Here is a 3145-nt window from a genome sequence, read left to right on the forward strand (position 1 = left end):
GAACCTACCTCGTCGGTAATGCTTCCAAGCTTCATTCCTATTGTCATGCGGCACCTTTCAAAATTACGTCCGCCCGCTCGAACACCCTCTCAAACATCGCCGCATCCAGCCGTCGCGTGTTCTGGTTGTAGCGGCTGCAATGGTAGCTCGACAGCAGCACCCGCCCGTCGCCAGCAACATGCTCCGCGCCATGCGCGAACTTGGTCGCGGAGGGCTTCAAGCCCAGCGCCCGCGCTGCCGCGACATGGGCGATCTGGCCCAACGCGATGATCACCCGCACGTTCGGCAGCGCGGCGAGGCCGGCCTCCAAATACGGGCGGCACTCGGCGATCTCGGACGGTTCGGGCTTATTCTGCGGGGGCAGGCACTTGACGGCGTTGAGGATCACCGCGCCCGTCAGCCGCAAGCCATCGTCGCGTTCCGCCGCGAACTTCCCCTCGCTCAGCCCGAACTTGGCCAGCGTCGCGTAGAGCAGTTCCCCCGCAAAATCCCCCGTGAACGGCCGTCCCGTCCGGTTTGCCCCATGCTTCCCCGGCGCGAGCCCGACGATCGCCAGCCATGCCTGCGGGTCGCCGAACGCCGGCACCGGCGCATTCCACCAGCCGGGATGCTCGGCGCGCAACTCCTCCCGAAACCCCGCCAGCCGCGGGCAGCGCGGACAATCGCGCGGCGCTTCTGCGGTCGGGATCGGCGACAGGTCGGCGGGGGTGGCGAAAGGCATCGCAGCCTCGTAGGCGAGCGGCGATGGCCGACGCAAATCACCTCTACGCCATCGCCATCGGCTCCAACCGCTCGCACGGCCACCACGGCGCGCCGGCCGGAGTCGTCGCGTCCGCCATCGCCACGCTCGACGAACGCTTCACCCTGTTCGACGCCTCGCCGCTGATCCTCAATCCCGCCACCGGCGGTGCTGGCCGAGAGTTCGCCAATGCGGTCGCGATCATCGAAAGCGATCTCGACCCCCGCGCCCTCCTCGCCGCCCTCAAATCTATCGAGCGCAGCTTCGGCCGCCGCCCCGGTCGCCGCTGGGGGCCGCGCGTGCTCGACCTCGATATCGTCGCATGGAGCGGCGGCACGGTCGCCAGCCGCACCCTCACCATCCCTCACCCGCGCCTGACCCAGCGCGCGTTCGTCCTTGCCCCGCTCGCTGCAATCGCCCCAGAATGGCGGATCGTCGGGTCACTGACCGCGCGCCACCTCAACGCACGCCTTGCCCGCGCGGTCCCGCGCCGCTAACGGCATCGGCGCGTGAGGGCCCTTAGCTCAGTTGGTAGAGCACGTGACTTTTAATCACTAGGTCGCTGGTTCGAACCCAGCAGGGCTCACCACGCTTCACTCGGTAACACGGACAACCCTATGGCAGCCTTTAAAGACCCCGATTTCAATACCCGAACCGCCGCGGCCCGTGCTGCCAGGCAACGCGCTCTTGACCGGCTTCGCGACAAGCCAGTGCCCGATCCTGCGATCGTCGCTGCGCGCGATGAAGCCCGTGTGGCCCGCGAAATCGTTGAACGCCAGCGCCGAGCTGCTCGCCAGAATGAAGCCAAGGAGCAGAAGGCACGGGCTGCCCAAGCGAAGGCCGAGGCATTGAAAGCCGCCGGCGAAGCAGCCGACCGACCCGCACTCAGTGAAACCGAACTCAAGGCACTTCGCGATGCTCGATATGCTTCGCGGAAGGCCCGCCGGCGTTGACGCCACGCGAACTGCTTGGCGTTGCTGAAGTTCCGGGCGGTGCACCCCTGCGGCTTGTGCGGCATGGCCGCGACTTCATGATCATGCTTGAACGCAATGAGCTGATGAGCAGCCGGATGAGTGGCTCCGAGGCGGCTCTTGGGAAGTTGACGTGCGAGCGGATGGTCGTGCGCCCCGCGACCCGGATTCTCATCGGCGGCTACGGGATGGGTTTCACCTTGCGGGCAGTCTTGGAGGGCATCGCCGACGACGCGAAGATCATCGTTGCCGAGCTCGTGCCTGAAATCATCGATTGGGCCCGCGAGCCGATGCAGGCGCTGACCGGTAATTGCCTGGATGATCACCGGGTCGAAATCCGCATTCAGGATGTCGCCGAGTCGATTTGGGAAGGTGGCTTCGATGCCATTCTGCTCGATGTCGATAATGGTCCCGATGGTTTGACCCGCGCGGCGAACAATCGCCTCTATTCGGCCCACGGACTGGCCATCGCGCGCGCCGCGCTGCGACCCGGTGGCGTCCTTGCCATTTGGTCGGCTGCCAGCGACGCGGCGTTCAAGCGCCGCCTCACGAGGTCAGGGTTCGTGGTCGAGGAACTGCATGTTCATGCCCGAACGAACGGCAAGGGACCAATTCATTACATCTGGTTCGCCAAGGCCTGCTGAGCGCCCATTTGCCGTCACTCGAGCGAGGTTCGCTAGGGCCTGAGACCCGTCATCTATGGCGCGGGCATTTAATCGGGTGTCAGAGTGTGCGACCGTGGGTATGTTGGAACGATGGACAGGAAAAGCAGCTGACATGGTGGCGACAGTCGATCTCGTCCCGGATTGGAATCGTCACATCCGCCTCGTAACGGATAGCCCGATCCCGTCGGTGATCAGCGATCCGCGGCTGCCTGATAATCCGATCGTCGCCTGCAACGGCCCGTTTTGCGAACTGACCGGGTACTCGGCTGAGGAAGTGTTGGGACGGAACTGCCGTTTTCTTTCGGGTCCGGCGACCGAGCCATGGCTGACAGAGGAAATCCGCCGCGGCGTGCGCGAACATCAGCCGGTGCTGGTGGAGATACTCAATTACAAGCGCAACGGCCAACCGTTCCGAAACGCCGTCCTGGTCGCACCGATCTACGACGAGCACGATGCGCTGTTGTATTTTTTGGGGTCGCAGCTCGAAATCGATGCCGATGCATCGGCATCATCAAGCATGCGCCGAATCCGTGCCGCAGAAATGGTGAAGGCGTTATCGCCGCGGCAGGGACAGGTGCTCAAACTGGTGGCGAATGGGCTTCTGAACAAGCAGATCGCAGCGGAACTCGATCTCGCCGAAAAAACGGTCAAAATGCACCGCGCAATCCTGATGAACCGGCTGGGGCTGCATACGACAGCCGACATGATCCGTCTTGCCGTCGAGGCAGGCCTCTAACTGATCGCTGCTTTCGATACGGCACAAGGTCCGT

The 3145-nt window shown here is 64.2% G+C and carries 5 protein-coding genes and 1 tRNA gene; 5 read left to right on the forward strand and 1 reads right to left on the reverse strand.

What is annotated here, in order from left to right; genetic code table 11:
- Positions 1–43: 43 nt before the first annotated feature.
- Entirely contained in the window at positions 44–721 is a 678-nt protein-coding gene (locus RMN84_RS10975; protein ID WP_309612211.1) for a uracil-DNA glycosylase, read from the reverse strand.
- A 23-nt stretch (positions 722–744) separates the two neighbouring features.
- Between RMN84_RS10975 and folK the strand changes: the two genes are divergently transcribed.
- The 5 genes from folK (at position 745) to RMN84_RS11000 (ending at position 3111) form a co-directional block, all read left to right on the forward strand.
- Positions 745–1236 (forward strand): 2-amino-4-hydroxy-6-hydroxymethyldihydropteridine diphosphokinase, encoded by a 492-nt coding sequence (gene folK, locus RMN84_RS10980; RefSeq protein WP_309612212.1) that lies wholly within the window; start codon positions 745–747, stop codon positions 1234–1236.
- A 16-nt stretch (positions 1237–1252) separates the two neighbouring features.
- Positions 1253–1328, forward strand: a tRNA-Lys gene (locus RMN84_RS10985).
- A gap of 28 nt (positions 1329–1356) precedes the next feature.
- Positions 1357–1692, forward strand: coding sequence for a DUF6481 family protein (locus RMN84_RS10990; RefSeq protein ID WP_309612213.1), 336 nt, complete (start codon positions 1357–1359; stop codon positions 1690–1692).
- Complete coding sequence (locus tag RMN84_RS10995) at positions 1689–2354, forward strand: spermidine synthase (RefSeq protein WP_309612214.1); 666 nt, start codon at positions 1689–1691, stop codon at positions 2352–2354. The genes RMN84_RS10990 and RMN84_RS10995 overlap by 4 nt, the downstream gene beginning before the upstream one ends.
- Positions 2355–2487: 133 nt before the next feature.
- Positions 2488–3111 carry a LuxR C-terminal-related transcriptional regulator gene (locus tag RMN84_RS11000; protein ID WP_309612215.1) on the forward strand — a complete coding sequence of 208 codons (624 nt, stop codon included), beginning with the start codon at positions 2488–2490 and terminating at the stop codon, positions 3109–3111.
- The last annotated feature ends 34 nt before the right edge of the window (positions 3112–3145 follow it).

Source organism: Sphingomonas sp. (assembly GCF_031380695.1).
In the GTDB taxonomy this organism is placed as follows: domain Bacteria; phylum Pseudomonadota; class Alphaproteobacteria; order Sphingomonadales; family Sphingomonadaceae; genus Sphingomicrobium.